Consider the following 23,879-nt stretch of genomic DNA (forward strand, 5'->3'; position numbering starts at 1 on the left):
CCAAACATGAGACTGAAAGTGCTGGATTCATTGAAGTCGCTGCCCCTGTTACCCCCGCTACTTCTATTGTGCCCGGTGTCGGTGGTGGCCGCGGCGGGTTCTGAATCCGAGGCACCCGAGCTGGGACTGATCGTGGAAGGTATCTCAACCAGCGTGGGGGAGGATAACCCAAGGGTACTCTACATATTGCCATGGCAGCCGCCAACACTACCCCGGCGCGAGCGCCAGGAGCTCAATAGCAGCGCTCCTTCGCTCACTCAACCTGTCGATGCAGAAGTCCTTGAAAGGCAGCGTGTCTTTCGGGAATCCCTCAATCCACTAACACTGATTCCCGGACGGGAATCTGCCGTGAGCCAGCAGTAATAACGGAGAGTTCAGAAAATGGATACGATTGTTCGGTTTTTCCAGGATGGCGGCCCTTTCATGTACCCGATTGGCGTGGTGCTGTTGATTGGACTTGCGATAACGGTTGAGCGTTTTGTGTACCTCGGCGCCATGCGCCGCCACAACCGGGTGGCCTTTGAACGAGGAATACTCCCGCTTCTTAAAAAAGGCGATTACCACAGGGCCATGAAAGCTGCTTCCAGCTCGGACAGCGCGATTGCTGCCATCATGGGAGCTGGCCTTGGGCGCCTTCTGAATAATAGCCGGCGTGAAGATGTGGAATACGCCATGGAAGAAGGGCTGATGGAAGTGCTTCCCCGGCTGGAGAAGCGAACGCAGTACCTGGCAACGCTGGCCAACGTTGCAACACTGCTTGGCCTGCTGGGAACCATCATCGGTCTGATTGCAGCCTTTACTGCGGTTGCAGCTGCAGATCCCTCGCAGAAAGCGAGTCTGCTGTCTGAAAGTATTTCCGTCGCCATGAATACCACGGCGTTTGGTCTGATGTCTGCCATTCCATTGCTGATGTTCCATGCGGTCTTACAGACCAAAACCAACGAAATTGTCGACAGCTTCGAAATGGCTGGCGTAAAGCTGCTCAACATGATTGCCGATCCGAAACAGCCGGGTGTGGTTGCCTGATCTGGAATCCACTTAATCATGGACGTGAGCAGCAAGAGTAAGCAGTTATGAGACGCCGACATCGACGAATTACCGGCTCACCCGAGCTCGATATCACTGCGTTCCTGAATCTGATGATTGTGCTGGTGCCCGTGCTTCTGCTGGGTATGGTCTTCAGTCAGGTGCGGATGATCGAGCTCAATTTTCCGGGTACCCAAAGTGGTGATGTGCCACCACAGGAGGAGTTGAAGCTGGTTGTGACGCTTATTCCGGAAGGGATCGAGATTGGGGATAGTGAACGAGGAGTGATAAAGGTTCTTCCTGCCAAAGCGGGCGAGCAGAATTACGCCGAACTGCGCTTTGTGCTTCGACAGATCAAGACTCGCATGCCGGACAAGACTGATATCGTTCTTGAGGTTGGCCCCGAGATTGATTATCAGACCCTGGTGAGCACGATGGATACCGTCCGCTCTTACCCTGCCGTCGTTGCCGCCAGTGTAGTCGAAGGCGAGCTGTTTCCGGATGTCGCCCTCATGGACGCGCAGGAAGACCGACAGCTGGTTACGACCTCCAGCAGCGCGAGTGGAGGTGGCGTATGAAAGCTTCTCGCAGAGCTCAGCGTATGCAGCGGCATTACGGACGCATGCACAGGGCAGGCGGGCTGAATCTGGTGTCCCTGATGGATATCTTTACCATTCTGGTGTTCTTCCTGATGGTGAACTCCTCCGACGTCAAGGTGATGCAGAACACTGCCGACGTGCCTTTGCCAACGTCGACGGTCGATCAACAGGCGGTTGAAAATCTGACTGTGCAGGTAACCGGTGGTGCCATTCTGGTGCAGGGTAGGGAAGTGGCGCGGCTCGACAGTATTGTTGGTGCCGACGCCCATATTTCCGGGCTTTCCGACGAGCTGGCTTATCGTCGGGGAAAATGGCAAGAAATTCCGGAGCAGGGCCTTGAAGTTACGATCATGGCCGGCAAGGATACCGACTACCGTCTGCTCAGAAAGATCATGCAAACGTGCGTAGATGAAGAGTTCCGACAGGTTCGCCTGGCGGTCGAGCCGGAGGTGCGCAGTGGCTGAATCTCGCAACATGGATGTGCGCAGCAGTGGTCTGCCATGGAGTTCTTCCATTGGCGAGAACCGGCGTTTCGGGCTCATCCTAGGGCTTCTGTTTGCGCTTACCTTACCGCCGGCCCTGATGATTCCGTTACTGGATGTGCCGGAAATTGAACGGAACGAAGCGGAGAAGGTTGCGCCCCGGCTGGCACGACTGATGGAGCGGGCCAAGCCCCTGCCGCCTCCTGAGCCGGTCAAGCCTGAGTCGGAGCCCGAACCTGAACCTGAACCTAAACCCGCCGAGGTGAATCCGCCAAAGTCAGAGCCAGTTCAGCAGGTGGCGAAACCAGAGCCCAGGCCGGAACCTGTTTCGAAGCCTGAGGCCGCACCAAAGCAGACCCTCGAACAAGCGCGCCAGAAGGCATCGCAGTCGGGCCTTCTCGCGATGAAAGATCGACTGGCATCGTTGCGCAAGCCGGACAACGAATCCGTCCAGACTCTCACAGCGAACACCAGTGGCAGTGCTTATGCGTCGAACCCCGTGCCCGATTCCAAAACAGCCCTTCAGGGCAGTGGCGGAGTGACAGATTCTGCAATGCCGGAGACCAAAGTTGCCGTCGAGGGACATGAAGTCAAGCAGGTCCAGGTGGCCAGTGCCCCGGTTCAAAAGCCACAGCCCGTCAAAGCAGCTTCGTCTTCCGGAGATGGCGAACGGGCCATGAGCAGCATTCGGCAGAAGTTCTACGCTCAGCAGTCCGCCTTGTACGCCCTGTATCGACGCGAGCACCGTCAGGATCCTATGCTGGAAGGCACGGTTCTTCTGGAACTGGTCATTGAGCCGGATGGGTCCGTGTCGGATTGCCAGGTGGTTAGCTCTGAGTTGGGGAATCCCATGTTGGAGCAGAGGCTTGCCATGCGAGTCCGCATGTTCAACTTCGGGTCGGCGAACGTCGAAACCCGCCGTGTGCGCTTCCCGCTGGATTTCGTACCCGGCTGATCCGTTCACAAGTTAGCCGATCGAGGCTGGTGTTTGAGTCTTGATCGGCCCCACCTCTACCAGCGCCATTTTACCAATGTTTGCATTTCGCCCCTTTCACAGAGGCGTTCATTAGCAGCGCACTTCTGTTCTATTGAGATTTTTCCGAACCTTTTGCCTGCCTGAAGCGTGCGTATTAGGCCGCGTTAAGAGTGATATGCTCAGCCAAGAAAAGGCGCCACGGTTGGTGTTATTGGGGAATCCGTAGAACTACCTCATCGATACCAAAACTGCTATTCTCTCCCCAACTTTTCACTACCGAGACTTTGGTAGGGTTGATTTTTAATCAGCATTAAGCTCGTAAAGCCTGACAATTAGAAAACACCGAACAGGAGATGGTGATGGATTTTGAGCAGTTCTATCAGGACAAATACCCGGCTGGTGTATCCCTCGACGTTGATTTCGACAAATACACCAGCATGGTGGACGTGTTTGAACAGGCGGTAAAAAAATACGCGGATCGTCCTGCTTTTAGTGCTGTCGGTGTAACTCTCACCTACCGTGATCTCGACACTCAGAGCCGCAATTTCGCGGCGTGGCTGCAGAACAAGACGGACCTGAAACCAGGCGACCGTATTGCCGTTCAGATGCCCAACGTGTGTCAGTATCCTGTTGTTGTGTTTGGTGCAATGCGTGCCGGGCTGATTGTGGTCAACACCAACCCGCTTTACACCGCCCGCGAGATGGAACACCAGTTCAATGATTCCGGTGCCAAAGCACTGGTTGTGCTGGCAAACATGGCGGAGAACGCAGAGAAGGTCGTTCCGCATACCGGCATTGAACATGTGATCGTGACCGAGATCGCGGACCTCCATTCGCCGATCAAGCGGACGCTGATGAACGCCGTGGTCAAGCACGTGAAGAAGATGGTTCCGGCTTTCAACATCCCGGGTGCGCACAAGTTGCCGGCGGTTCTGAGTGCCGGTGCTCGTGAGAAGTTCACACCGGTTGAATGCAAGAAAGACGACATTGCGGTCTTGCAGTACACCGGGGGTACGACGGGTGTAGCAAAAGGTGCCATGCTCACCCACGGGAACCTCGTGGCCAACCTTCAGCAGACCCGTACCATGATGGGCGGTGTCCTGATTGAGGGTCAGGAGGTGGTAATTGCACCTCTGCCGCTTTACCACATTTACTCCTTCACGCTGAACTGCGGCATTATGCTGGAAGCCGGTGGTCATAACGTGCTGATTCCGAATCCGCGCGATATTCCGGGCTTCGTGAAAGAACTGAAAAATCACAAGTTCACGTGTTTTCTGGGGTTGAACACCTTGTTTGTTGCCCTGTGCAATAACGAAGATTTCTGCAATCTTGATTTCAGTGGGCTTAAGCTTACCTCTTCAGGCGGTATGGCTCTGACCAGCGACACCGCCAAGACATGGCAGAAGGTAACTGGCTGTGAGATTTCCGAAGGTTACGGTATGACCGAAACCTCGCCGGTGGTTACCTTTAACCCCTACGGGGCTGTGCAGATCGGTACCATTGGCTTGCCTGTGCCTAACACGCTGATCAAGACCATTGACGAAGATGGTAAAGAAACCCCCGTCGGTGAGCCAGGCGAGCTCTGCGTGAAGGGACCGCAGGTCATGCGCGGTTACTGGCAGCGTCCGGAAGATACCCAGAAATCGTTCACCGAGGATGGCTACCTACTTACCGGTGACGTAGCGCTCGTGCAGGAAGACGGTTACCTGCGTATCGTCGACCGGAAGAAAGACATGATCATTGTGTCTGGCTTCAACGTGTTCCCCAACGAAATCGAAGATGTGGTAACCAGCCATCCAAAAGTGGTTGAGTGTGCTGCCGTCGGTATTCCCGATGCCAAGAGCGGGGAAGCCGTGAAAGTCTTCCTGGTGCCGGCTGAAGACAGTGTCACTGAGAACGAACTGCGCGAGTTCTGTCGTGAGCGCCTGACCGCTTACAAGGTGCCCAAGCACTTTGAGTTCCGCGACGAACTGCCGAAGACCAACGTTGGTAAAATTCTGCGTCGTGAACTTCGCGACGAAGCCAACAAGTAAATCCTGAAGGCCGGTCCCTGCTGACACCATGTAAGCAGGGATGCCGCATTCCCACCCCGCTTCGGCGGGGTTTTGCGTTTGTAAGAGACACGTTTGCCGATAGACTGTCCGACTAACCCTGAATCGATGACTGCTGGATTTCGATGACACGTAACGCTCAACAAGCCGATAAATCGCCGATAAACGGCCACGCCTGGGCCAAAGACATCACCGAACAGCTGGAAGCATGTAACCAGCTTGAGGCTGCCCGTATTGTCCGTGCCGTGGCGCGCTACAGGGGAAAGCCCGGTCAGAAAGATCTGGAAAAGATGAACCGATGGCTGGAACGTGGCAAGGAGGTCGTTCAGCACCGGCGTTCGTTGCACAAGCCGGTCAGCTACCCGGACGGGCTTCCGGTGTCGGAGCGAGTCGCCGACATCCGCGACGCCATCGAGCATAACCAGGTCGTGATCATTGCCGGGGAAACCGGCTCCGGCAAAACCACGCAGATTCCCAAGATTTGCCTGGACAGTGGGCGGGGTATTCGGGGGCTGATCGGTCACACTCAGCCCAGGCGGATTGCGGCTCGCAGTGTGGCCACTCGCATTGCCGAGGAGATCGGAGAACAAATTGGCCAGCAGATTGGTTATCAGGTCCGTTTTACCGATGTGACCTCGGAGCAGTCACGGGTCAAGGTCATGACCGACGGTATCCTTCTGGCGGAAGTGCAAAATGACCGGTTTCTGGACCGCTATGACACGCTGATCATCGACGAAGCTCATGAGCGTAGCCTTAATATTGATTTCCTGCTCGGCTACTTGCGCCAACTCCTCCCGAAGCGCCCGGATCTGAAGGTCATCATCACCTCCGCTACCATCGAGGTGGAGCGTTTCAGTGCGTTCTTCGACAAGGCGCCCGTCATTGAGGTGAGTGGTCGAACCTATCCGGTGGATGTCCGTTACCGCCCATTGATCGGAGACGAAGACGATCGCGATCAGGGATGGACGGATGGTGTGCTCAGTGCGCTGGAAGAAATTGAAGATCACGAGAGATCCGCAAAACAGCCTCCGGGCGACGTACTGGTGTTCCTGCCGGGCGAACGGGAAATTCGCAACCTGAGCAAAGTGCTGCGGCATGCGGACCTGAAGCATACGGAAGTCCTTCCGTTGTATTCCCGGTTAAGTGCGCAGGAACAGAACCGGGTTTTCCAGGCCCACCGCGGACGGCGAATTGTTCTGTCGACCAACGTCGCTGAGACCTCCCTGACCGTGCCGGGAATCCGGTACGTCATTGATACGGGTGTGGCTCGTATCAGCCGGTACAGTGTCCGTTCGAAAATTCAGAGACTGCCGGTCGAGCCTATCTCCCAGGCCAGTGCCAACCAGCGCGCGGGTCGGTGTGGACGTGTGGCGCCGGGCATCTGCTTCCGGCTGTACGACGAAACGGATTTTATCAACCGACCTGAGTACACAGACCCGGAGATTCTCCGCACTAACCTGGCGTCGGTCATTCTGCAGATGGCGACGTCTGGATTGGGAGACATCCGAAAGTTCCCTTTTCTGGAGGCGCCGGACCGTCGTCAGGTCAACGATGGCTACAAACTGCTTGAAGAATTGGGTGCCGTTGACGACAAGCGGCGGGTGAGCCGGGTTGGCCGCAGCATGGCACGACTTCCTCTCGATCCCCGGCTTGCGAGAATGCTGATTACCGCCGCAGAGCAGGGCAGTCTGGCGGAGACCCTGATCATCATTGCCGGGCTGAGTGTGCAGGACCCGAGGGAGCGACCTCAGGAAAAGCAGCAGGCAGCGGACCAGGCTCATGCGCCGTTCAACGACAAGGAATCTGATTTTGTTACCTTGCTGAACATCTGGAATTTCTACGAGGAGCAGCGTCAGGAGCTTTCACAGAACCAGATGAAGAAGGTGTGCCAGAAGCACTTTCTCAGCTGGATGCGAATGCGGGAATGGCGGGATGTCCATCGACAGTTGACCTTGTTATGTCGCGAGCAAAAGTTTCAGTTCAACGACAAGTCTGCGAGCTATGACGCGCTTCACCGGGCTATTCTGGCGGGGCTGCTTGGCCAGGTAGCGGTGAAATTTGAGAAGAGAGAGTACCTGGCGACCCGTAACCGGAAGGTGCTGATCTTCCCGGGCTCCAAGGTCGCCAAGAGTTCGCCTAAATGGATCGTGGCTGCGGAAATCGTTGAAACCAGTCGGGTGTTCGCCCGCATGGTGGCCTCGATACAGCCGGAGTGGATCGAGCCCCTGGCGGGGCATGTTGTCAAGCATCATTACTTCGAGCCCCACTGGGAACAGAAACGTGCCCAGGTCATGGGTTACGAAAAGGTCACGCTGTACGGCCTGGATGTAGTGCCCAAGCGCCGGATTGCCTACAGCAAGGTGGATCCTGCGGAATGCCGAAACCTGTTTATACGCCGGGCGCTGGTGGAAGGGGATTACCGGTCCAGGGCGCCTTTCATTGCCCGCAATAGGGCAATGCTCGATACCGTCGAGAATCTGGAAAAGAAAACCCGCCGACGCGACCTTCTGGTGGACGACGAAGTTCTGGTGGCCTTTTACGACGAGCGGCTACCCGCGGACATTGTGAGCGGTCGTCACTTCGAAAGCTGGTGGAAAGGCCTGTCTGCGGACGAGTTGAAACGCCTGGAGCTGTCCGAGGACGACGTTTTGCAGAGGCCGCTTGATGCAGGCGCTGCGGAACTGTATCCGGATTACCTGGAATGGGAAGGTGTTCGTTATCCCCTTTCTTATGAGTTCGAGCCCACCAGCGAAAGAGATGGTGTAACCCTGCAGGTGCCCCTCATGGCGTTGAAGCAGATACCGTCCCGTCGGTTGGAATGGCTGGTTCCGGGACTGCTGCGGGAAAAATGCATTGCGCTGGTTAAGGGATTGCCAAAATCTCTGCGTCGAAATTTCGTGCCGGTTCCGGATTTTGTCGATGCGGCGCTGGCTAATATGGAGCCCAGTAACGAACCACTGGCGCTTCAGCTGGGCGACCAACTGCGCCGAATGACCGGTGTGCAGATCGACCCCGAAGTCTGGCCTGACGCTGAACTGCCTCGGCACCTGAGAATGGGACTGCGGGTCCTGGGAGACAAGGGCAAGGTGCTGGCGGAAGGTCGTGATTCTTCCGCCATTCAGGATCAGCTGGAGGGCAGGGCCGAGCAGGCATTGGCCGATGCCGCCAGTGAGGATAAGGGCACACCGTCGACGCCCGAGGCGGAGGACTGGCAATTCGGAACGCTCCCTGAAGAGGTGCAGACGGAAAAGGGCGGCATGCAGGTGACGGTGTACCCGGCGCTGGAGGATCTCGGCGGCAAGGTGCGCCAGATTCGCTGCCTCGACCCGCTCACTGCCGAAGATACGACTCGCAAGGCGGTGGCTCGCCTGATTATCAACCGTTTTGGCAAGACCCTCGACGACCTTGACCGCAAGTTGCCTCATTTCAAACAGTCAGCGCTCCTGTTCGCGCCCGTGGGGCAGGCGAAGGTTCTGCTGGATGATCTTGTGCTGGCAACCGCCATGGCCCATTTTCTCACCGAGGGCGTTCCCCGGAGCCCCGACGCGTTCGAGGCGCTGTTTAACCAGCATCGCGGTGATTTTATTCCTGCGCTGGAGGAAGCAGACGTGAACTTGCATCGCGCACTGTCCGGCTACCAGAAGGTGGCCAAGCAGCTCAAGGGCAAGATCAATCTTGCCCTGGCCAACAGCATGGCCGATCTCAAATTCCAGTTACAGCATCTGGTGTATCCGGGCTTCCTGGTAGAAACACCGCCGGAGTGGCTGGCGGAATATGGACGTTATTTCGAAGCTGCGCTGATTCGACTGGACAAAATGCCCCGCGAAATGGGCCGCGAGCGAGAATTTCTGCACACCATCGAGCCCCTTTGGTCCCGTTATGCCACCAAGAAGGCGGCGCAGGAGCGTCAGGGCGTCAGGGATGGGGAACTGGTGTTGTACCGCTGGATGCTGGAGGAATTCCGCGTGTCATTTTTTGCCCAGCAACTGGGAACAAAGATGACGGTGTCGGTCAAACGTCTGGATAAGCAGTGGGAGCAAACCCGCGTATGACCCGCCAACAGCGTCTTCGACCTTAGGCGTAGGGAGGGGGTGTTGCGCCGGGCAAAGCGCAGAGAGTGTGTTAGTATTCCTGCCACTGTAAAAGTCAAGAATTCTGGCCCAACGACCATGACGTGGAGTAAGCGTGATTAAAGCCGTCATTAGCGGAACCGGTCTGTACACACCGCCCGCATCGATTGATAACGACGAACTGGTTGAGGCGTTTAACCAGTACGTTGAAAGGTTCAACTCCGAACATGCGGAAGAGATCGCCCGGGGCGATCTGGAGCCCCTTCAGCCATCTGCGTCGTCGTTCATTGAAAAGGCCTCCGGTATCAAGCGCCGACATGTGGTTGATCGGGAGGGTATCCTGAGCCCGGATCGGATGGCTCCTTATATTCCGGAGCGAAGTAACGACGAACCGTCGGTACAGTGCGACATGGCCGTTGCGGCCTCTAAGGGAGCGATGGAGCAGGCCGGCAAGACCGCCAGCGATGTGGATGCTGTCATTGTGGCCTGTTCGAATCTGCAGCGTGCCTATCCGGCTGTTGCCATTGAAGTGCAGCAGGCGCTCGGTATTGATGGCTTTGCCTACGATATGAACGTGGCCTGCAGCTCCGCAACCTTTGGTTTGCAGGCGGCAGTCAATTCCGTTGAAAACGGTTCCGCCCGTGCCGTGCTGGTGGTGAGTCCCGAAATTTGCTCCGGCCATCTGAACTTCCGTGATCGCGACAGCCATTTCATTTTCGGTGACGCCTGTACTGCCATCCTGGTGGAGCGGGAGGAAGATGTTGCTGAAGGGCAGGGCTTCGAAATTCTTGGCACCCGCCTGAAAACCCAGTTTTCCAACAACATCCGCAATAACTTCGGCTTCCTGAACCGCGCCGACGAATCCGGCATAGGCAAGCCCGACAAGCTGTTCATCCAGCAGGGACGCAAGGTGTTCAAGGAAGTGTCTCCGCTGGTGGCTGAGACTATCCAGAAACAGCTGGAATCGCTCTCACTGAGCCCGGATGATTTGCGCCGGATGTGGCTGCACCAGGCAAACCTGAACATGAATCAGTTGATTGCCCGCCGGGTGCTGGGGCGTGATGCGGCCGCTGATGAAGCGCCTGTTATTCTGGATGAGTACGCCAATACCAGTTCAGCCGGTTCGATCATTGCCTTCCACAAATTCAAGGATGATTTCGAGCAGGGCGATATTGGCGTTATCTGTTCCTTTGGCGCTGGCTATTCCATTGGCAGCGTGGTCGTTCGTCACCGCTGATACCGGCGTCAGCTTGCTGCCAGCGCCCTCAGGGTGTCTGGCAGCGGCGCAGACGTTCGGGTTTTCCGGTCAAACCACACAATTTTCGCGTATCCTTCCGAATAAACGTCGCCCGAGTTCGCATCCCTGAGCAGGTAATAGGTGTCGAGGCTGGTGTTTCCTGCCTTGTCTACGTATGTTTCTACCAACAGGGTGGCTGGGTGATATAACTCCTTCAGAAACGTGGCGCTGGTCTTTATAATGACCGGGCCGGTGGGTTCCTCCGGGCCGCCCAATTGCAGGGAAGTGAGCCAGGCAATTCGGGCTTCCTCATAAAAACGAAAATAGACGGTGTTGTTGGCGTGGCCGTATGCGTCCATGTCTCCCCACCGGAGTGGAACTTCAAGCGTAGCGACCTTCTTTCCGGGAATTGTCATTACTTTCCTCTGGATTGGCTGAATAACGTTCTCAAAATAGGGCGCCGGTATTCTCAACGAATTGAGTTGAATGAAACAACCTAAGAGTAACGAATGAAAAAAGCTTTTCTGCGGCGTTGGAGTTTGCTGCCCGTCACGTTAGGCCTGTGCCTGATGCTTCCAGTCTCCCCGGCGGTTTCCCAGCCACTGCCTGAAACGGATGCTGGCGAGGTCATGGCGTTTCAAACCAATGACCCTTATGAGAACTGGAACCGGAAGGTCTATCGGTTCAATGACACGATCGATCGGTGGTTCCTCAAACCCGTGGCACAAACCTACCGGACGATCACACCGGATTTCGTGGATCGGGGTATCACCAACTTTTTCGGCAATCTTGATGAGGTCCGTAACTTCGTCAACAGCTTGCTGCAGCTAAAGGGCGAGTCCGCCGTGGTGGCGGCAGGCCGGTTTACCTACAACACGGTGTTCGGGCTCGCAGGCTTTATTGACGTGGCAACAGTCTTTGATCTGCCAGCGCGGCCAGAGGATTTCGGTCAAACCCTGGGGCACTGGGGCGTTGGCTCCGGGCCTTATCTGGTGATTCCTCTGCTGGGGCCGTCAACACCCCGGCGCCTGGGTGGATACGGTGCCGATTTGCTGGTGCTGCCATCCCTCTGGGATAACGTGGACAGCCCCTACAACTACTACGCAAGGGGCGTTCAGCTGGTTGACCGGCGGGCAGACCTGATTCCCGCCGAGAGCTTCATTTCCGGTGACAGCTATACCTTTGTTCGGAACGCATTCCTTCAGCGCAGGGAGTTTCTCATCAATGATGGTGTGGTGGTGGAAGACCCCTTTGCCAGTGGCGATGATGACCTGATGCTTGAGGATTTCTGATCGGATTTATCTGGCGAGCAATAGTGGAGGGCTTCGGTGCTTAGGGATCCAAGGATCAAGAAATACAGAAAAATGCTGGCCGAAGCCGAGAACTATGAGGTCTGGAAAGCGGCGGCGTTGGAGCTCGATATTCTCGAGGGCAATGCCGACTGGAAGGAGGATTTCTCCTCTGATCTTTACCACTACGAACTGATCTATGATCGTCTGAGCCACCTCAAGCAGTATCGTCAGCAGAACGATATCCATCGGCTCAAACGAGCGCTCAGAGAAGGCCTGCACCACGATCTGGGTAATCTCGGAAACCCGGCGCTGTACCGTCGCTCCAGGGTGGGCACCAAGCACCTCATCGAGGAATACATTACCCAGGCCTGTGAGGCCCTGGACTTTCTTTGCGATCATCCCGTCCCCGATTTTCCGGTTGAGGAAAAGCTGCGCTTCTTCCGGGAGACCCTCAAAAGTTTTGGCCGTCCCACCCTGTTGCTGAGTGGCGGTGCAACCCTCGGGATTTTTCACTTTGGCGTTATCAAAGCGCTCTGGGAAAAGGGGCTGCTGCCCCAGGTGGTGGCCGGCTCAAGTATTGGGGCCATTATCGCCGGTATCCTAGGGGTACATACCGACGCCGAAATCCCGGAGATGCTGGTTCCCGAAACCCATAACCTCAAGGCGTGGAAGTGGCGCGGACTGCTCAGCGCCATGCGTGGCGATGGCCTGATGGACCAGGAGCAGCTTAAACGATGTCTCCGCGAGAACATCGGTGAATACACTTTCGAAGAGGCCTACGAGCGCACTGGCCGTTCCATTAATATCAGCGTTTCCCCCATTCAGACGCATCAAAAAGCGCGGCTGCTTTGCGGATACACTTCGCCTTACCTGATGGTATGGAGTGCTGCACTTGCCAGTGCGGCGGTGCCCGGCGTATTCCCGCCAGTGACCCTGATGAAGAAGGACATACACGGAAACGTCCTGCCGTATATGCCACGGCTGAAGTTTGTGGATGGGTCGGTGGTGAGTGACTTGCCCATTGAACGGCTCATGCACCTGTACGATGTGAATTTCACCATTGTCAGCCAGACGAATCCGCATGTGGTGCCGTTCCTGGGCGATCAGGCGGACGATGACAGGCTGTCGCTATCCCGGCTCCCGCTCCACCTGCTGAAGTCGGAAGTGCAGTTTCATGGTCAGGGGGTTTTCGACTACCTGCGCAAGCGAGTGCGACCGGAGCTGCTTCGTCAGGCTTCCGGGCAGCTTTACACGATGATGGCCCAGCGCTATTCGGGCGATGTCACCATTGCGCCCACCTATTCGTTCCGGGACTACGGTCGGATGTTGGCGAATCCGGACCCCAAATACCTGCGCCAGATGATTCTGGCAGGAGAGCGGGCGACCTGGCCAAAAATCTCGATGATTCGTTCCCATGCCCGGATTTCCAAGACCCTGGAGCGATGCGTTGCACGTCTTAAACAGGATAGAGGGCACAGCGGCGAGCTCCGACTGGTCAGGAAAAACGATTCCGGGAACGCCTGAGATGACAGCCCCTTGGCGCCAACGGTATGATACGGCGATAGTTAAAGGGGCGCGCTCCACAGCGATTCCCGACGCCTGAGCACCATACTGGATACCCATGTATTACGACTTTTTCGGTTTTCGGGAACCACCGTTTTCCATCGCACCCGACCCCAGATACCTGTATCTCAGCGAACGACACAAAGAAGCGCTGGCGCACCTGATGTACGGGGTGAAGGGGCAGGGTGGGTTTATCGTGATCACCGGTGAGGTGGGCACGGGGAAAACCACCATTTCTCGCTGCTTTATCGAAAATGCGCCGGACTATGTGGATATTGCGCTGATCCTGAATCCACGATTGTCGGCGCGGGAACTGTTGTCCTCAATCTGCAGCGAGATGGAAATTCCCCATCAGTCCGATGCCAGCGTCAAGACAATGGTTGACCTGCTCAATCGGGAACTGCTCAAGGCGCATGCCGCCGGCCGGCACAAAGTTCTTTTGATCGACGAAGCCCAGAACCTGTCCGCCGATGTGTTGGAACAGTTGCGTTTGCTGACCAACCTGGAAACCGCTGAGAAAAAACTTCTGCAGATTGTGTTACTCGGGCAACCTGAGTTGCAGCAGATTCTTGGACTGCCCGAACTGCGGCAATTAAACCAACGGGTCACGGCCCGGTACCATCTGGATGCGATCGGAAAGGCCGAATTGCCCAATTACCTTCGTTATCGTCTCGGCGTTGCCGGTGTTCGGGGCGAGGTGTTTTCCCCAAGAGCGATAGGCCGGCTCTATCAGGAAAGTGAGGGCATTCCGCGTCTGATCAATCTGATCAGTGATCGAGCGCTGCTTGGCGCCTACGCCGAAAGCGAGCACGAGATTACGGCCTCTCATATTCGACAGGCCGCCCGAGAAGTACGCGGGCATGAAGGATGGCAACAGAGTGGCCGGCCCGGTTGGCTATCCCGCCCACACCGATATCTGATGCTGGCAGCTCTTGCACTGGTGGCCTTCATTAGTCTGGCCTGGCTTTACCAGAAGTCACCAATTGCCGATGCCACCGCCATGCAGGAGATCGCGGGCGACCTTCTGGCGACCGGGAAAATTGATCGGCCGGATGACAATAGTCCCTTACAGGAAAGCGCGGCGGCACAGCCGGTTGAGCCTGCAGAAAATGTGGCTGAGCCCTCTCGGGCTCTGTTCGAGTTTGGCTCGGATGCGCTGGCCTTGCCGGAAGGGTATCGGTCTCTGTTTGAAATCTGGGGCAGAGAGTATCAGGCAGACCAGTCCCCGGCTCCATGTGACTTTGCCCTGACCGAAGGCCTTGGCTGTCTTGAACGGCAGGGCACCCGCCGCAGCCTCGAATTTCTGAACCGGCCGGCGTTGCTCGAACTCCGTGGCGATTCCGGAGAGAGAGGCTACGTGGTGCTCAGGACACTGATGGGCGATGTGGCCGAGGTGGACACCCGGATAGGTGTGCGGCAGGTGTCCTTTGCAAGCATTGAGCCCTATTGGTTCGGTACCTACCAGATCCTGTGGAGCCGGCCTTCGTTTCTGGATGCCCGGGGAGACACTGCAAACAGGGCCGAGCAGCTCTGGTTGGGCGCACGCATGATGGAGCTTGCTGATAAATACACGGCGTCGAGAACGGAAAATGCTCGTGTTAAGCGGTTGGGTACCGAAGAGCAGGTTCGCTGGTATCAGGATCTGAAGGGCCTGAGTGTCGATGGTATTGCAGGTGCCATGACCATCATCCAGATCAATAATGATCTAGATTCGGACTTGCCACGTCTGGTCCCCGGCGCTCGTTCCGGAAAGGGGTAACACATGTCGTACATACTCGATGCTCTCAGAAAATCCGAGACCGAGCGGCGTCAGGGTAAAGTGCCCGATCTTGGCCAGCAGGTTCAGTTGATCCACAAGCCCAAGAAGAAGTCCATCTCACCAGTGGTCTGGCTAAGCATCGCTTTGCTGGTGAATGCCGGGATCGTCGCCGGTGTATTCTGGCAACGCTCAGCGCCTGCTGTTGATTCAGAGACAGTAATGGCCGTGCCAAAAAAAGGCGAGCCTGAGACACATTCGCCCTCCCCAGCGGTTTCGAAGACGTCGGTTGAGCGCATGCCGGAAGGCCGCCCTGAGAGTGTCCCCGTGAGTCAGTCCAATGCCACTGTTAACCCGGTAGAAACGGCAACCAGGTTCGACGATGCCAACCCCGAGGTTATCAAGCCCGGCCCTCAGGAACGTCCCGTTATTATCACGCCGTCTTCCCAGCCAGAACGGTCCGCCGAACCTGTCGACGAACGAGGTCCAGCTGAGCGCGTTCCCCATCTGGTCGAACTGCCCTTATCTTTCCAGCGGAGCATTCCCGATTTGACCTTCAACAGCCATATCCATTCTTCCGACCCCTTCGCCAGCCGGGTGATGATCAACAATCAGTACCTGCGCAGAGGCGATACGTTCTCTGGCGTAGAGGTTGAGGACATAACCGAGGAAGGCGTTATTCTGAGCAAGCAGGGGCAGCGTTTCCGGGTTGGCATCGTCCGTGACTGGGTGAGCCCCCGGTAATGGCACTTACGGACGCAATCAAGCAGGACATACAGCAGGCATACAGGGACTTACTTTCCGGCAAAGACATTCGGGCCAGGTACGGTCAACGCCTGATGATTGCCGAGATCGCCCGTTATATGGGCGCAATCACCGACAACGATGGGCAGCGCACGTCGCCGCCTTCGGTTTGTGTGGTTGAGGCAGGTACCGGTACCGGCAAGACACTGGCGTATCTTGTTGCTGCTATCCCTGTTGCCAAGGCGCTTGGCAAAACCCTGGTCATTTCCACCGCCACGGTGGCGCTTCAGGACCAGATCGTCCTGAAAGATCTTCCTGACCTGAAAAAACACACGAACCTCCAGTTCTCCTGGACCCTTGCCAAGGGGCGGGGGCGTTACCTGTGCCTGTCCCGGCTGGAAAGCCGTTTGCAGGAAGAGGGACATGGTGACAGCGACACCATGCCACTGTTTTTGCTGGATGATCTTCAGACCGACGAAGCCGGTTCAAAAGCCTTTTTCGAGCAGATGCTGGCCAGTTATGGCTCCCGGGAATGGGACGGAGACCGGGATCACTGGCCAGAGCAGATTCCCGACGATGTCTGGCGGCAGGTGACCACAGACCATCGCCAGTGCACCAACCGGCATTGCAGCTACTTTGACAGCTGTGCCTTTTTCGATGCCCGCAAGGGCCTGGACGAAGCAGAGGTTGTCGTTGCCAATCATGATCTTGTCCTGGCAGACCTTGCTTTGGGCGGCGGTGCCATTTTGCCTGAGCCTGAGAATGCCCTGTATGTGTTTGACGAGGCCCATCATCTTCCGGATAAGGCACTGAACCATTTCGCTGCCTCCGTGGGCCTGAACAGTGCTCGGCAATGGCTCAAGCAGTTGTCGCAGGCACTGTCCACCATGCAGCCTTACCTCGCTCCCGGCGCGCAGGCGACTAAAACCCTGGACCGAATCAGCATCGCATCCCGGGATCTGGATCTGGTGCTGGCCCGGGTCTATGAGCAGATGGATGAGAACACCGCCTGGGAGTTCAGCGATGAACGACGGCCTGCACAGTGGCGCTATGCCCACGGTGAACTGCCAGAGGTGCTCTCCAACCTGGCGGCTGAAGCGCGCATAGCGACGGCCAACGTGTGCCGACACCTGGGTTCGCTCGTGGATGAGCTTCAGGGAGCATTCGATGAGCGCAAGGAAAGCGAAATTGACCGGGATACCGCTGAAGCCTGGTTCCCGGTGATTGGGGCGTTTCACAGCCGCGCCGAAGATCAGCTGCGACTCTGGGTTGCCTGGAGTGAGAGGGACGTCGGTTCAAAGCGGGACGGAGAGGAAGCGGGCCCATCGCCGGAACCGGTCAAAGGTGAACCAAAGAGCGAGCGCCGGAGCCCCGCACCGGCACGATGGGCGGTGAAGCAGCGGTGGGAGCATGCAGAGGACATAACGCTGTACAGCTCACCGGTGCTGGCGGATAACCTTCTGTATTCCAGGCTCTGGTCCCGGGCTTACGGCGCGGTCCTCACCAGCGCTACCTTAACGGCGCTGGGCCGTTTCGATCGACTGAAAACACGTGCTGGCCTGCCGGAGCACAGCCGGTTTCTGAACGTGCCCAGTTCGTTCCGATACGCGGACATGGCCACCGTGGAGATACCGGCCATGTCGGTCATGCCTACCGACGACAGTTTCACTGACACGTTAACCGAGCGATTACCGGATCTGTGGGCTGGCGAAAAGGCGACCCTGGTGCTGTTCACGGCTCGCCGGCAAATGCAGCAGGTACGGGACGCCCTCGATCCCAAATATCCCGGGCTGATCATAACTCAGGATGACAAAGCCAAGGGGGAGGTTCTGCGGGAACATTGTGCCCGGGTGGATGAAGGGAAACCCAGTGTATTGTTTGGGGTTGCCAGCTTCGCCGAAGGCATCGATTTGCCCGGCAAATACCTGCACCATGTAGTGATCACCCGACTACCGTTTTCGGTACCCGATGACCCCATCGAGGCCAGCCTGGCCGAATGGGTGACCCAGCGCGGTGGCAATCCGTTCATGGAAATCACGGTTCCCGATGCGTCGGTAAAGCTGGTTCAGGCGGTTGGTCGTCTGCTCAGAACCGAGCAGGATACGGGCCGGGTAACGATCCTGGATCGGAGGATCATTAGCCGTCGGTATGGCCAATTGCTGCTGGATGCCCTTCCACCTTTCCGACGAGTGATTGACTAGACTCCCGTCCATAAAAAAAGAGCCATCCAAATGGATGGCTCGTGTCAAAAGGGGTCCAGCTAGAACCCAAGCGTCGAAATAAAAGGAAACAAGGAATCTGAAGGCCTGAAGTTCCAGAATTCCGGGTAAGACTTTGCCTCACCGTTGGGTTAATAATAGGGCGTAAGGGGGCGTAACCGGATCGTCCAAAGGGCGTAGTGGAAAATTTAAATTCGAGCAAAATGTGATGCGAATCACAATTGTCAGTGGTGCAGGAGTCCCAGATTGCGAGCGCGCACCAGAGCCTCGGTGCGCCGTTTTACCCCCAGCTTGCCGTACAGGTTGCGGATGTGGGCTTTGACCGTTGCTGGAGCTACATCCATTTTTGCCGCGATTTCCTTGTTAGCGTAGCCGTCATTGATCAGGGACAGCACTTCCAGTTCCCGTTGGCTTAAGGGTTCCACCAGGGGCACTTCAGCGGGTTTAGGTACTGTTGCAGTGATGGTGGGCGGGATCTCGGTCCTCTCTGGCGCTTTTTCTTCCACGCCTTGCTCTGCGAGCATCGACAGCAACCGCTGATTCCAGGATCCCGGAGATTTCAGAGAAGGGAGTTCCAGGAGAAGCTCGCGAACTCGACGGCTCTCTTCGACAAACAGCCGGAGGAACCCTGCATTGGAGGCTTTGACTAAGGCCCGCTCGAGTATCTCACGGGCTTCGTTCTGCCGGGATTGATGATCCAGGGCCTCAGCATAGACCAGTAGTATCTCAACCTGGTGACGAATGTGGGCGTTTTTCTCTGCAGCCCGCATCAGGGCAGTGAGCATCTCCTGGGCCGTGTCAGGCTTATTCGAAGCAACCAGTACGCGCGCCATGCTGATTTGCATCTGCTCGCGGTTGAGCGGGTTGCTCCATTCAAGAGCGTCCGGGTTGCCAAGGCAGTCTCTGGCTTTGTTAACAAGGCCCAGGGTGAGATAGCATCGTGCCAGAAGTGCCTCGCTTGCCGGGGGCTCAAATACAATGTGGTCGCGCCGCTTGCGGCCGGTATGGGCGGCATCTTCCAGGAACTCAACCGCCTCGTTAAGCCGCCCTTCACTGAAGGCCAGGTGGCCGCGGACATACTGAATGATCACGTGTTGTCCGGGTTCGGTGCCTCCATCCACATGTTCCAGTAGAGGGGCCAGATAGGTGCTGGCCTGTTCCAGCCGGTCGGTTTCCCGGAAAATTTCCGTCAAGGCGCTGTTTTGCCAGCAGGAAATGAGTACCGGCTGCGTGGGATCGGCGTAATGCTTGTCAACCCATCGCCTTACTTCGGTACACGTATCCAGCGCGATGTCGATATCCCCTCGATCGTACTGAATCCAGGCAAGCAGTCCGCCGCTGGAAAGAACCGTACTGGGCTTTCGCTCAATCTGGCCATAATGCACGGCTGAGCGGAGAGCGTCTTCGGCATCGCCAAGATTTCCCTGGCCGTAATAGTCCAGCCCCACACCGTAGTAGGTGACTGACTTTAATGGAATCTGGGTATGGTCAATATCCTTGAGTACTTGTCGGGTGAGATCGCTGGCGCTCTTTTCGTCACTGCGGGTACGTGCCAGGTAGGAGCGAATAAGCGAGATTTCGCTCTGCAGGCCCAGTGCACCCTCCGCATCCGGGTGCGAGTCTGCGACCCGTTTGTCGAGCAGGTCTTCCAGAGAGGTCAGCAGCGGCTCAAGGGTGTCAACCCGATTGGCAAAGAAGAGGCCCCAGATTTTGAGCATTTGAAGCTGCGGGCTGTCTTGGAGCAGGTCAACCGGAAGCGCATCAATCCAACCCAATACCGGAAGGTGATAGCCGCCATGGATCAGGTTATTGCCGTGCTCGGCCAGAACGCTGGCCAGCCATGGCCAGTCTTCCAGCTGAAGAATCTGCGCGATGCCTTCATGAACCTCTCCATGTTCGAGCAACCAGCTTACCGTTTCGCGCCGTAATTCCTTTGCACGTTCCGGGCTGCTCTGGTGCAACCGGTATAACAATGCATCCCGGAACAAGTCGTGATAACGGAACCATTCATTGTGGGTATCCAGAGGGATCAGGAACAGATTCTGGCTCAGCAGCTGTTCCAGTTTTTCCTGGCTATCACCTTGGCCGCGGATACTATTGCAAAGAGAGGCGCACAAACGGGGACAGCATGCCGTGTCAAGCAGGAACTGCACGGCCTCTTCGGGCTGATTTTGCAGAACCTCGCTCAGGACATAGTCACTGATGTGACGTTCATCGACTTCCAGATGAGAGCTGGCCGGGGATTGTTGGCTGTGTCCCAGGATGGTCCGTCCCGACAGGGCTGAAAGCTGCATCGCAGCCACCCATCCCTCGGTCTTTCGGTAGATGGTTGCCGCATCGTTTCCTGACAGCTCAACGCCCATGGTGTCTTTGAAAAACTGCCGGCATTCAGCCTCGGAAAAGGCCAGTAATCCCGGGTGTATGTCCTGAATCCAGCGTCTGACACGCCACCTGGCAAGGGGAAGGGCAGGCTCGGTTCGAGAGGCAATCGTGACAGTGATTCCCGGGTGAAGGTAATCAATAAAATAGGCGAATTCCCGCAGAATGCCGCGATCTTGGATGAAGTGAAAATCGTCCAGCACGAGTGCCCATGCGCTGTCATCCTCAGCCAGAGTATTCAGTAATGCAGTCACGGCACCTGTGGATGCGTCTCCACTATCTTGGCTCAGCAGCTTTCTGCAGGTATCCAGATTGGCCAACCCAGCGTGCTCGAACCCTCCGACCACATATTCCCAGAAGCGGCGTGGTTCATTGTCATGTTCGTCCAGTGATAGCCAGGCGGTTCGCGAGGTTGTTTGGGAGCACCATTGCGATGCCAGAGTGGTTTTCCCAAAACCTGCAGGTGCAATCACCAGATTCAGTCGCTTCGGCGCTTCCGGATGCAGCAGTGATATCAGCCTGTCCCGGCGGACAGCCCGTGAATCTGCGGAAGGACGAAGAAACTTGGTGGTGAGTAGCATACTTACCTGATTTGCCAACGATTAGTATGGGATTGTGTGCTTTGTGACAGGCAAGTCAAGGGCTTTAAAGACCTGTTGTTTGGTTTTCGGCCTCGTAAATTCAATTTTGGTCTAAACTTAGCTTTAGGTCTTGCGTATATTAAAAAGGAATGAAAAACAAAAACCTTATGCGTAAACTGGCCAGAAAGTGTCAGGGGCAGGATTTCTCCCCTGAGTGGCCGGGAAGTCAGGAGCAGCAGACTCGATGAAATTACAACAGTTGCGCTACATATGGGAAGTTGCCCACCACGATCTGAATGTCTCGGCGACTGCCCAAAGTCTTTTTACCTCCCAGCCCGGTATTTCCAAGCAGATTCGCTTGCTCGAAGATGAATTGGGCCTGGAGGTGTTTGCCCGCAGCGGCAAGCATTTGACTCGCATTACGCCTGGTGGCGAGATTATTATTCGCGAGGCGGGCGAAATCCTGCGGCGGGTTGAGGGTATCAAGAAAATTGCCCAGGAGTTCAGCAACCAGAAACAGGGTGAGCTGAGCATTGCCACCACTCATACCCAGGCCCGCTATGCGCTGCCTCCCATTATTCGTGGGTTCATCGAATCCTATCCTGAAGTGTCTCTGCACATGCATCAGGGTACCCCCATGCAGATTTCAGAGATGGCGGCCAATGGTGCTGTTGATTTTGCCATCGCTACGGAAGCCATGGAGCTCTTCAACGACCTGATCATGATGCCCTGTTACAAGTGGAATCGCAGTGTCATCGTGCCCAAGGATCATCCCCTGGCGAAACTCGATGAACTGACGCTTCCGAAGCTGGCTGAATACCCATTGGTGACTTACGTTTTCGGTTTCACCGGCCGATCAAAACTGGATGAGGCATTCCAGTCTCAAGGCCTGACCCCAAAAGTGGTGTTCACGGCTGCGGATGCGGATGTGATCAAGACGTACGTTCGACTTGGGCTGGGGGTCGGTATCATCGCAAGTATGGCGTATGACCCGCAAACAGACGGTGACCTGGTAGCGCTGGATGCCAGCAAACTGTTCCGGCCCAGCGTGACACGGATCGGGTTCCGCAAGGGAACCTTTCTCCGAGGCTATATGTATGATTTCATCTCGAGATTCGCGCCGCATTTGACCCGCGAAAAGGTCGATGAGGCGGTCGCTCACCAGGGCAGTCGTACGGAAATCGAAGAGTTGTTCAAGGATGTGGAGTTGCCCACCTGCTGATGGCCGAGCGGTGGTTTGAGGTAAACCACCGCCGACGCTCAGTGTGACTGTGTACTGGCGATCAGATTATCCGCGTGCAGGCCGCATTCTTTTTTCGTGGCCTCTTCCCACCACCATCTGCCTTCTCTTTCATGCTGTCCCGGCAAGACGGGGCGGGTGCAGGGCTGGCAGCCAATGCTGACAAATCCTTTTTCATGTAGCTTGTTGTAGGGTGCTTCCGAAATACGGATGTAGTCCCAGACCTCCTGGGAACTCCAGTTTGCCAGCGGGTTGAACTTCACCAGAGGGTGCGCTGGCGTCGAGAACGCGGAGTCTAGCTGAACCGTCGGAACGTCGTTACGGGTGCCCGGGCTCTGATCCTTTCGCTGGCCGGTAATCCAGGCATCTACCTGTGCGAGCTTCTTACGCAGCGGGTTTACCTTGCGGATGCCGCAGCACTCCGAGTGTCCATCTTCGTAAAAACTGAACAATCCCTTATCCCGCACCAGTTCCTGCACTTCCTGTGAATCCGGAAAAAGCACTTCGATATCCAGATCGTAGTGTTTTCGAACCTGTTCCAGAAATTCATAGGTTTCCGGGTGCAGTCGACCGGTATCGATGGTGAAAACTTTCAGGTTGTCCGTCAGCCGGTGAGCCATTTCAATCAGTACTACGTCTTCCGCACCGCTGAACGAGATAGCGATATTTTCATAGCGCTGAAAGGCGGCCTTCAGAATGCTTCTTGGGCTCTGACCTTGCAGTTCGGCTTGTAGCTGATTGATATCATTCATAGGTTTACCCATTACTGGTCGGAACTGATAAACACAGAGGCTAACACTAACTCATACATAGCTGGAAGGAATGACAATCTATATGTTTATTCCCAGATTTATATACACTGGCGTCGGTGGTGGGGGATCTTAATCCTATGCATGGGGCAGGTGATTTGCCTATCATACGGTCCATCATTGGCACCCGGTATAAGCCCTGCCTCTTAACTATGTAAATCAACGATCAGGAGAACAACGTGGAACTCGCATGCCTTGACCTTGAGGGAGTACTGATTCCGGAAATCTGGATTGCGTTTGCCGAGAAAACCGGAATTGAAGAGCTCAAGGCGACTACCCGGGACATTCCCGATTATGACGTGCTGATGCGCCAGCGGCTCAGCATCCTGGATGAGCACGGCTATGGTTTGCCACAGATTCAGGAGGTCATTGGCACGCTGGATCCGCTCCCCGGCGCCCGTGAGTTTATTGACTGGCTGCGTGAACGGTTCCAGGTGGTGATCCTGTCCGATACCTTCTACGAATTCGCCATGCCCCTGATGGCCAAGCTGGGGCACCCCACGCTGCTGTGCCACAAACTCGAAGTCGCTGAAAACGGCCAGATTACCGACTACCTGCTGCGCCAGCGGGATCCGAAGCGCCAGTCCGTGCGGGCTTTCCAGCTGTTGAACTACCGTGTTATCGCCACCGGTGACTCCTACAACGACACCACCATGCTGGGGCAGGCGGAGGCAGGCATCCTGTTCCACGCGCCGCAGAACGTGATTGAGGAATTCCCCCAGTATCCGGCTGTGCATACCTACGATGATTTGAGAAATGAATTCCTGAAAGCCAGCGTTGTTCACAACAGCTGATCAGGGAAGATAGGAAAGGGGGCTGAAAGCCCCCTTTTTTATGGTCGTTGAGCCAGGGCAG

General features: G+C 56.2%; 18 protein-coding genes. 15 read left to right on the forward strand and 3 right to left on the reverse strand.

Annotated features, from left to right (window positions below; translation table 11 throughout):
* Window positions 1-6 precede the first annotated feature (6 nt).
* The 8 genes from K8I84_RS03905 (at window position 7) to K8I84_RS03940 (ending at window position 10,441) form a co-directional block, all read left to right on the forward strand.
* A complete protein-coding gene (locus tag K8I84_RS03905; RefSeq protein ID WP_411722652.1) occupies window positions 7-363 on the forward strand; it encodes a hypothetical protein in 357 nt (118 codons plus the stop codon).
* Between the two features lie 18 nt (window positions 364-381).
* Entirely contained in the window at window positions 382-1,026 is a 645-nt protein-coding gene (locus K8I84_RS03910; RefSeq protein WP_223793401.1) for a MotA/TolQ/ExbB proton channel family protein, read from the forward strand.
* A gap of 47 nt (window positions 1,027-1,073) precedes the next feature.
* Window positions 1,074-1,604: an ExbD/TolR family protein gene (locus tag K8I84_RS03915; RefSeq protein ID WP_223793402.1), complete on the forward strand. Its 531-nt coding sequence runs from the start codon at window positions 1,074-1,076 to the stop codon at window positions 1,602-1,604.
* Entirely contained in the window at window positions 1,601-2,089 is a 489-nt protein-coding gene (locus K8I84_RS03920) for an ExbD/TolR family protein (RefSeq protein ID WP_223793403.1), read from the forward strand. Before K8I84_RS03915 ends, K8I84_RS03920 begins: the two co-directional genes overlap by 4 nt.
* Window positions 2,082-3,062 carry a TonB family protein gene (locus K8I84_RS03925; RefSeq protein WP_223793404.1) on the forward strand — a complete coding sequence of 327 codons (981 nt, stop codon included), beginning with the start codon at window positions 2,082-2,084 and terminating at the stop codon, window positions 3,060-3,062. The genes K8I84_RS03920 and K8I84_RS03925 overlap by 8 nt, the downstream gene beginning before the upstream one ends.
* Window positions 3,063-3,442: 380 nt before the next feature.
* The gene (locus K8I84_RS03930; protein ID WP_223793405.1) at window positions 3,443-5,116 is read left to right on the forward strand and encodes an AMP-binding protein; all 1,674 of its coding nucleotides are present in this window, start codon (window positions 3,443-3,445) and stop codon (window positions 5,114-5,116) included.
* A 143-nt stretch (window positions 5,117-5,259) separates the two neighbouring features.
* On the forward strand, window positions 5,260-9,186 hold the full coding sequence (gene hrpA / locus K8I84_RS03935) for an ATP-dependent RNA helicase HrpA (protein WP_223793406.1): 3,927 nt from the start codon (window positions 5,260-5,262) through the stop codon (window positions 9,184-9,186).
* A 133-nt stretch (window positions 9,187-9,319) separates the two neighbouring features.
* Window positions 9,320-10,441 (forward strand): beta-ketoacyl-ACP synthase III, encoded by a 1,122-nt coding sequence (locus K8I84_RS03940; RefSeq protein ID WP_223793407.1) that lies wholly within the window; start codon window positions 9,320-9,322, stop codon window positions 10,439-10,441.
* 8 nt (window positions 10,442-10,449) lie between these two features.
* Here K8I84_RS03940 and K8I84_RS03945 read toward each other — a convergent pair whose 3' ends face one another.
* A complete protein-coding gene (locus tag K8I84_RS03945; RefSeq protein ID WP_223793408.1) occupies window positions 10,450-10,857 on the reverse strand; it encodes an acyl-CoA thioesterase in 408 nt (135 codons plus the stop codon).
* A gap of 93 nt (window positions 10,858-10,950) precedes the next feature.
* Here K8I84_RS03945 and K8I84_RS03950 point away from each other — a divergent pair, with 93 nt between their 5' ends.
* The 5 genes from K8I84_RS03950 (at window position 10,951) to dinG (ending at window position 17,997) form a co-directional block, all read left to right on the forward strand.
* Window positions 10,951-11,733 (forward strand): VacJ family lipoprotein, encoded by a 783-nt coding sequence (locus tag K8I84_RS03950; protein WP_411722644.1) that lies wholly within the window; start codon window positions 10,951-10,953, stop codon window positions 11,731-11,733.
* Between the two features lie 36 nt (window positions 11,734-11,769).
* Window positions 11,770-13,257, forward strand: a complete 1,488-nt coding sequence (locus K8I84_RS03955; RefSeq protein WP_223793409.1) for a DUF3336 domain-containing protein — start codon at window positions 11,770-11,772, stop codon at window positions 13,255-13,257.
* 97 nt (window positions 13,258-13,354) lie between these two features.
* The gene (locus K8I84_RS03960; protein WP_223793410.1) at window positions 13,355-15,055 is read left to right on the forward strand and encodes an ExeA family protein; all 1,701 of its coding nucleotides are present in this window, start codon (window positions 13,355-13,357) and stop codon (window positions 15,053-15,055) included.
* 3 nt (window positions 15,056-15,058) lie between these two features.
* Window positions 15,059-15,796 (forward strand): general secretion pathway protein GspB, encoded by a 738-nt coding sequence (locus K8I84_RS03965; RefSeq protein WP_223793411.1) that lies wholly within the window; start codon window positions 15,059-15,061, stop codon window positions 15,794-15,796.
* Window positions 15,796-17,997 carry an ATP-dependent DNA helicase DinG gene (dinG, locus tag K8I84_RS03970; RefSeq protein ID WP_223793412.1) on the forward strand — a complete coding sequence of 734 codons (2,202 nt, stop codon included), beginning with the start codon at window positions 15,796-15,798 and terminating at the stop codon, window positions 17,995-17,997. Before K8I84_RS03965 ends, dinG begins: the two co-directional genes overlap by 1 nt.
* A gap of 242 nt (window positions 17,998-18,239) precedes the next feature.
* Here the strand turns inward: dinG and K8I84_RS03975 are convergent, their stop codons facing one another.
* Window positions 18,240-20,975 (reverse strand): LuxR C-terminal-related transcriptional regulator, encoded by a 2,736-nt coding sequence (locus K8I84_RS03975; RefSeq protein ID WP_223793413.1) that lies wholly within the window; start codon window positions 20,973-20,975, stop codon window positions 18,240-18,242.
* A gap of 244 nt (window positions 20,976-21,219) precedes the next feature.
* Between K8I84_RS03975 and cysB the strand changes: the two genes are divergently transcribed.
* Complete coding sequence (gene cysB / locus K8I84_RS03980) at window positions 21,220-22,197, forward strand: HTH-type transcriptional regulator CysB (RefSeq protein WP_223793414.1); 978 nt, start codon at window positions 21,220-21,222, stop codon at window positions 22,195-22,197.
* A 38-nt stretch (window positions 22,198-22,235) separates the two neighbouring features.
* On the opposite strand, the gene K8I84_RS03985 is transcribed toward cysB, so the two are convergent.
* On the reverse strand, window positions 22,236-22,967 hold the full coding sequence (locus tag K8I84_RS03985) for a phosphoadenylyl-sulfate reductase (RefSeq protein ID WP_223793415.1): 732 nt from the start codon (window positions 22,965-22,967) through the stop codon (window positions 22,236-22,238).
* A gap of 236 nt (window positions 22,968-23,203) precedes the next feature.
* On the opposite strand from K8I84_RS03985, the gene thrH reads away from it, so the two are divergent.
* A complete protein-coding gene (gene thrH / locus K8I84_RS03990) occupies window positions 23,204-23,818 on the forward strand; it encodes a bifunctional phosphoserine phosphatase/homoserine phosphotransferase ThrH (protein WP_223793416.1) in 615 nt (204 codons plus the stop codon).
* Window positions 23,819-23,879: the final 61 nt, after the last annotated feature.

It is taken from the genome of Marinobacter sp. F4216 (assembly GCF_019931195.1).
Classification (GTDB): domain Bacteria; phylum Pseudomonadota; class Gammaproteobacteria; order Pseudomonadales; family Oleiphilaceae; genus Marinobacter; species Marinobacter suaedae.

What these genes read in the sequence shown, in the direction of transcription:
- K8I84_RS03905 (WP_411722652.1), top strand. Translation starts at nt 7, where the DNA reads ATGAGACTGAAAGTGCTGGATTCATTGAAGTCGCTGCCCCTGTTACCC.
- K8I84_RS03910 (WP_223793401.1), top strand. Translation starts at nt 382, where the DNA reads ATGGATACGATTGTTCGGTTTTTCCAGGATGGCGGCCCTTTCATGTAC.
- K8I84_RS03915 (WP_223793402.1), top strand. Translation starts at nt 1,074, where the DNA reads ATGAGACGCCGACATCGACGAATTACCGGCTCACCCGAGCTCGATATC.
- K8I84_RS03920 (WP_223793403.1), top strand. Translation starts at nt 1,601, where the DNA reads ATGAAAGCTTCTCGCAGAGCTCAGCGTATGCAGCGGCATTACGGACGC.
- K8I84_RS03930 (WP_223793405.1), top strand. Translation starts at nt 3,443, where the DNA reads ATGGATTTTGAGCAGTTCTATCAGGACAAATACCCGGCTGGTGTATCC.
- hrpA (WP_223793406.1), top strand. Translation starts at nt 5,260, where the DNA reads ATGACACGTAACGCTCAACAAGCCGATAAATCGCCGATAAACGGCCAC.
- K8I84_RS03945 (WP_223793408.1), bottom strand. Translation starts at nt 10,857, where the DNA reads ATGACAATTCCCGGAAAGAAGGTCGCTACGCTTGAAGTTCCACTCCGG.
- K8I84_RS03950 (WP_411722644.1), top strand. Translation starts at nt 10,951, where the DNA reads ATGAAAAAAGCTTTTCTGCGGCGTTGGAGTTTGCTGCCCGTCACGTTA.
- K8I84_RS03960 (WP_223793410.1), top strand. Translation starts at nt 13,355, where the DNA reads ATGTATTACGACTTTTTCGGTTTTCGGGAACCACCGTTTTCCATCGCA.
- K8I84_RS03965 (WP_223793411.1), top strand. Translation starts at nt 15,059, where the DNA reads ATGTCGTACATACTCGATGCTCTCAGAAAATCCGAGACCGAGCGGCGT.
- dinG (WP_223793412.1), top strand. Translation starts at nt 15,796, where the DNA reads ATGGCACTTACGGACGCAATCAAGCAGGACATACAGCAGGCATACAGG.
- K8I84_RS03975 (WP_223793413.1), bottom strand. Translation starts at nt 20,975, where the DNA reads ATGCTACTCACCACCAAGTTTCTTCGTCCTTCCGCAGATTCACGGGCT.
- cysB (WP_223793414.1), top strand. Translation starts at nt 21,220, where the DNA reads ATGAAATTACAACAGTTGCGCTACATATGGGAAGTTGCCCACCACGAT.
- K8I84_RS03985 (WP_223793415.1), bottom strand. Translation starts at nt 22,967, where the DNA reads ATGAATGATATCAATCAGCTACAAGCCGAACTGCAAGGTCAGAGCCCA.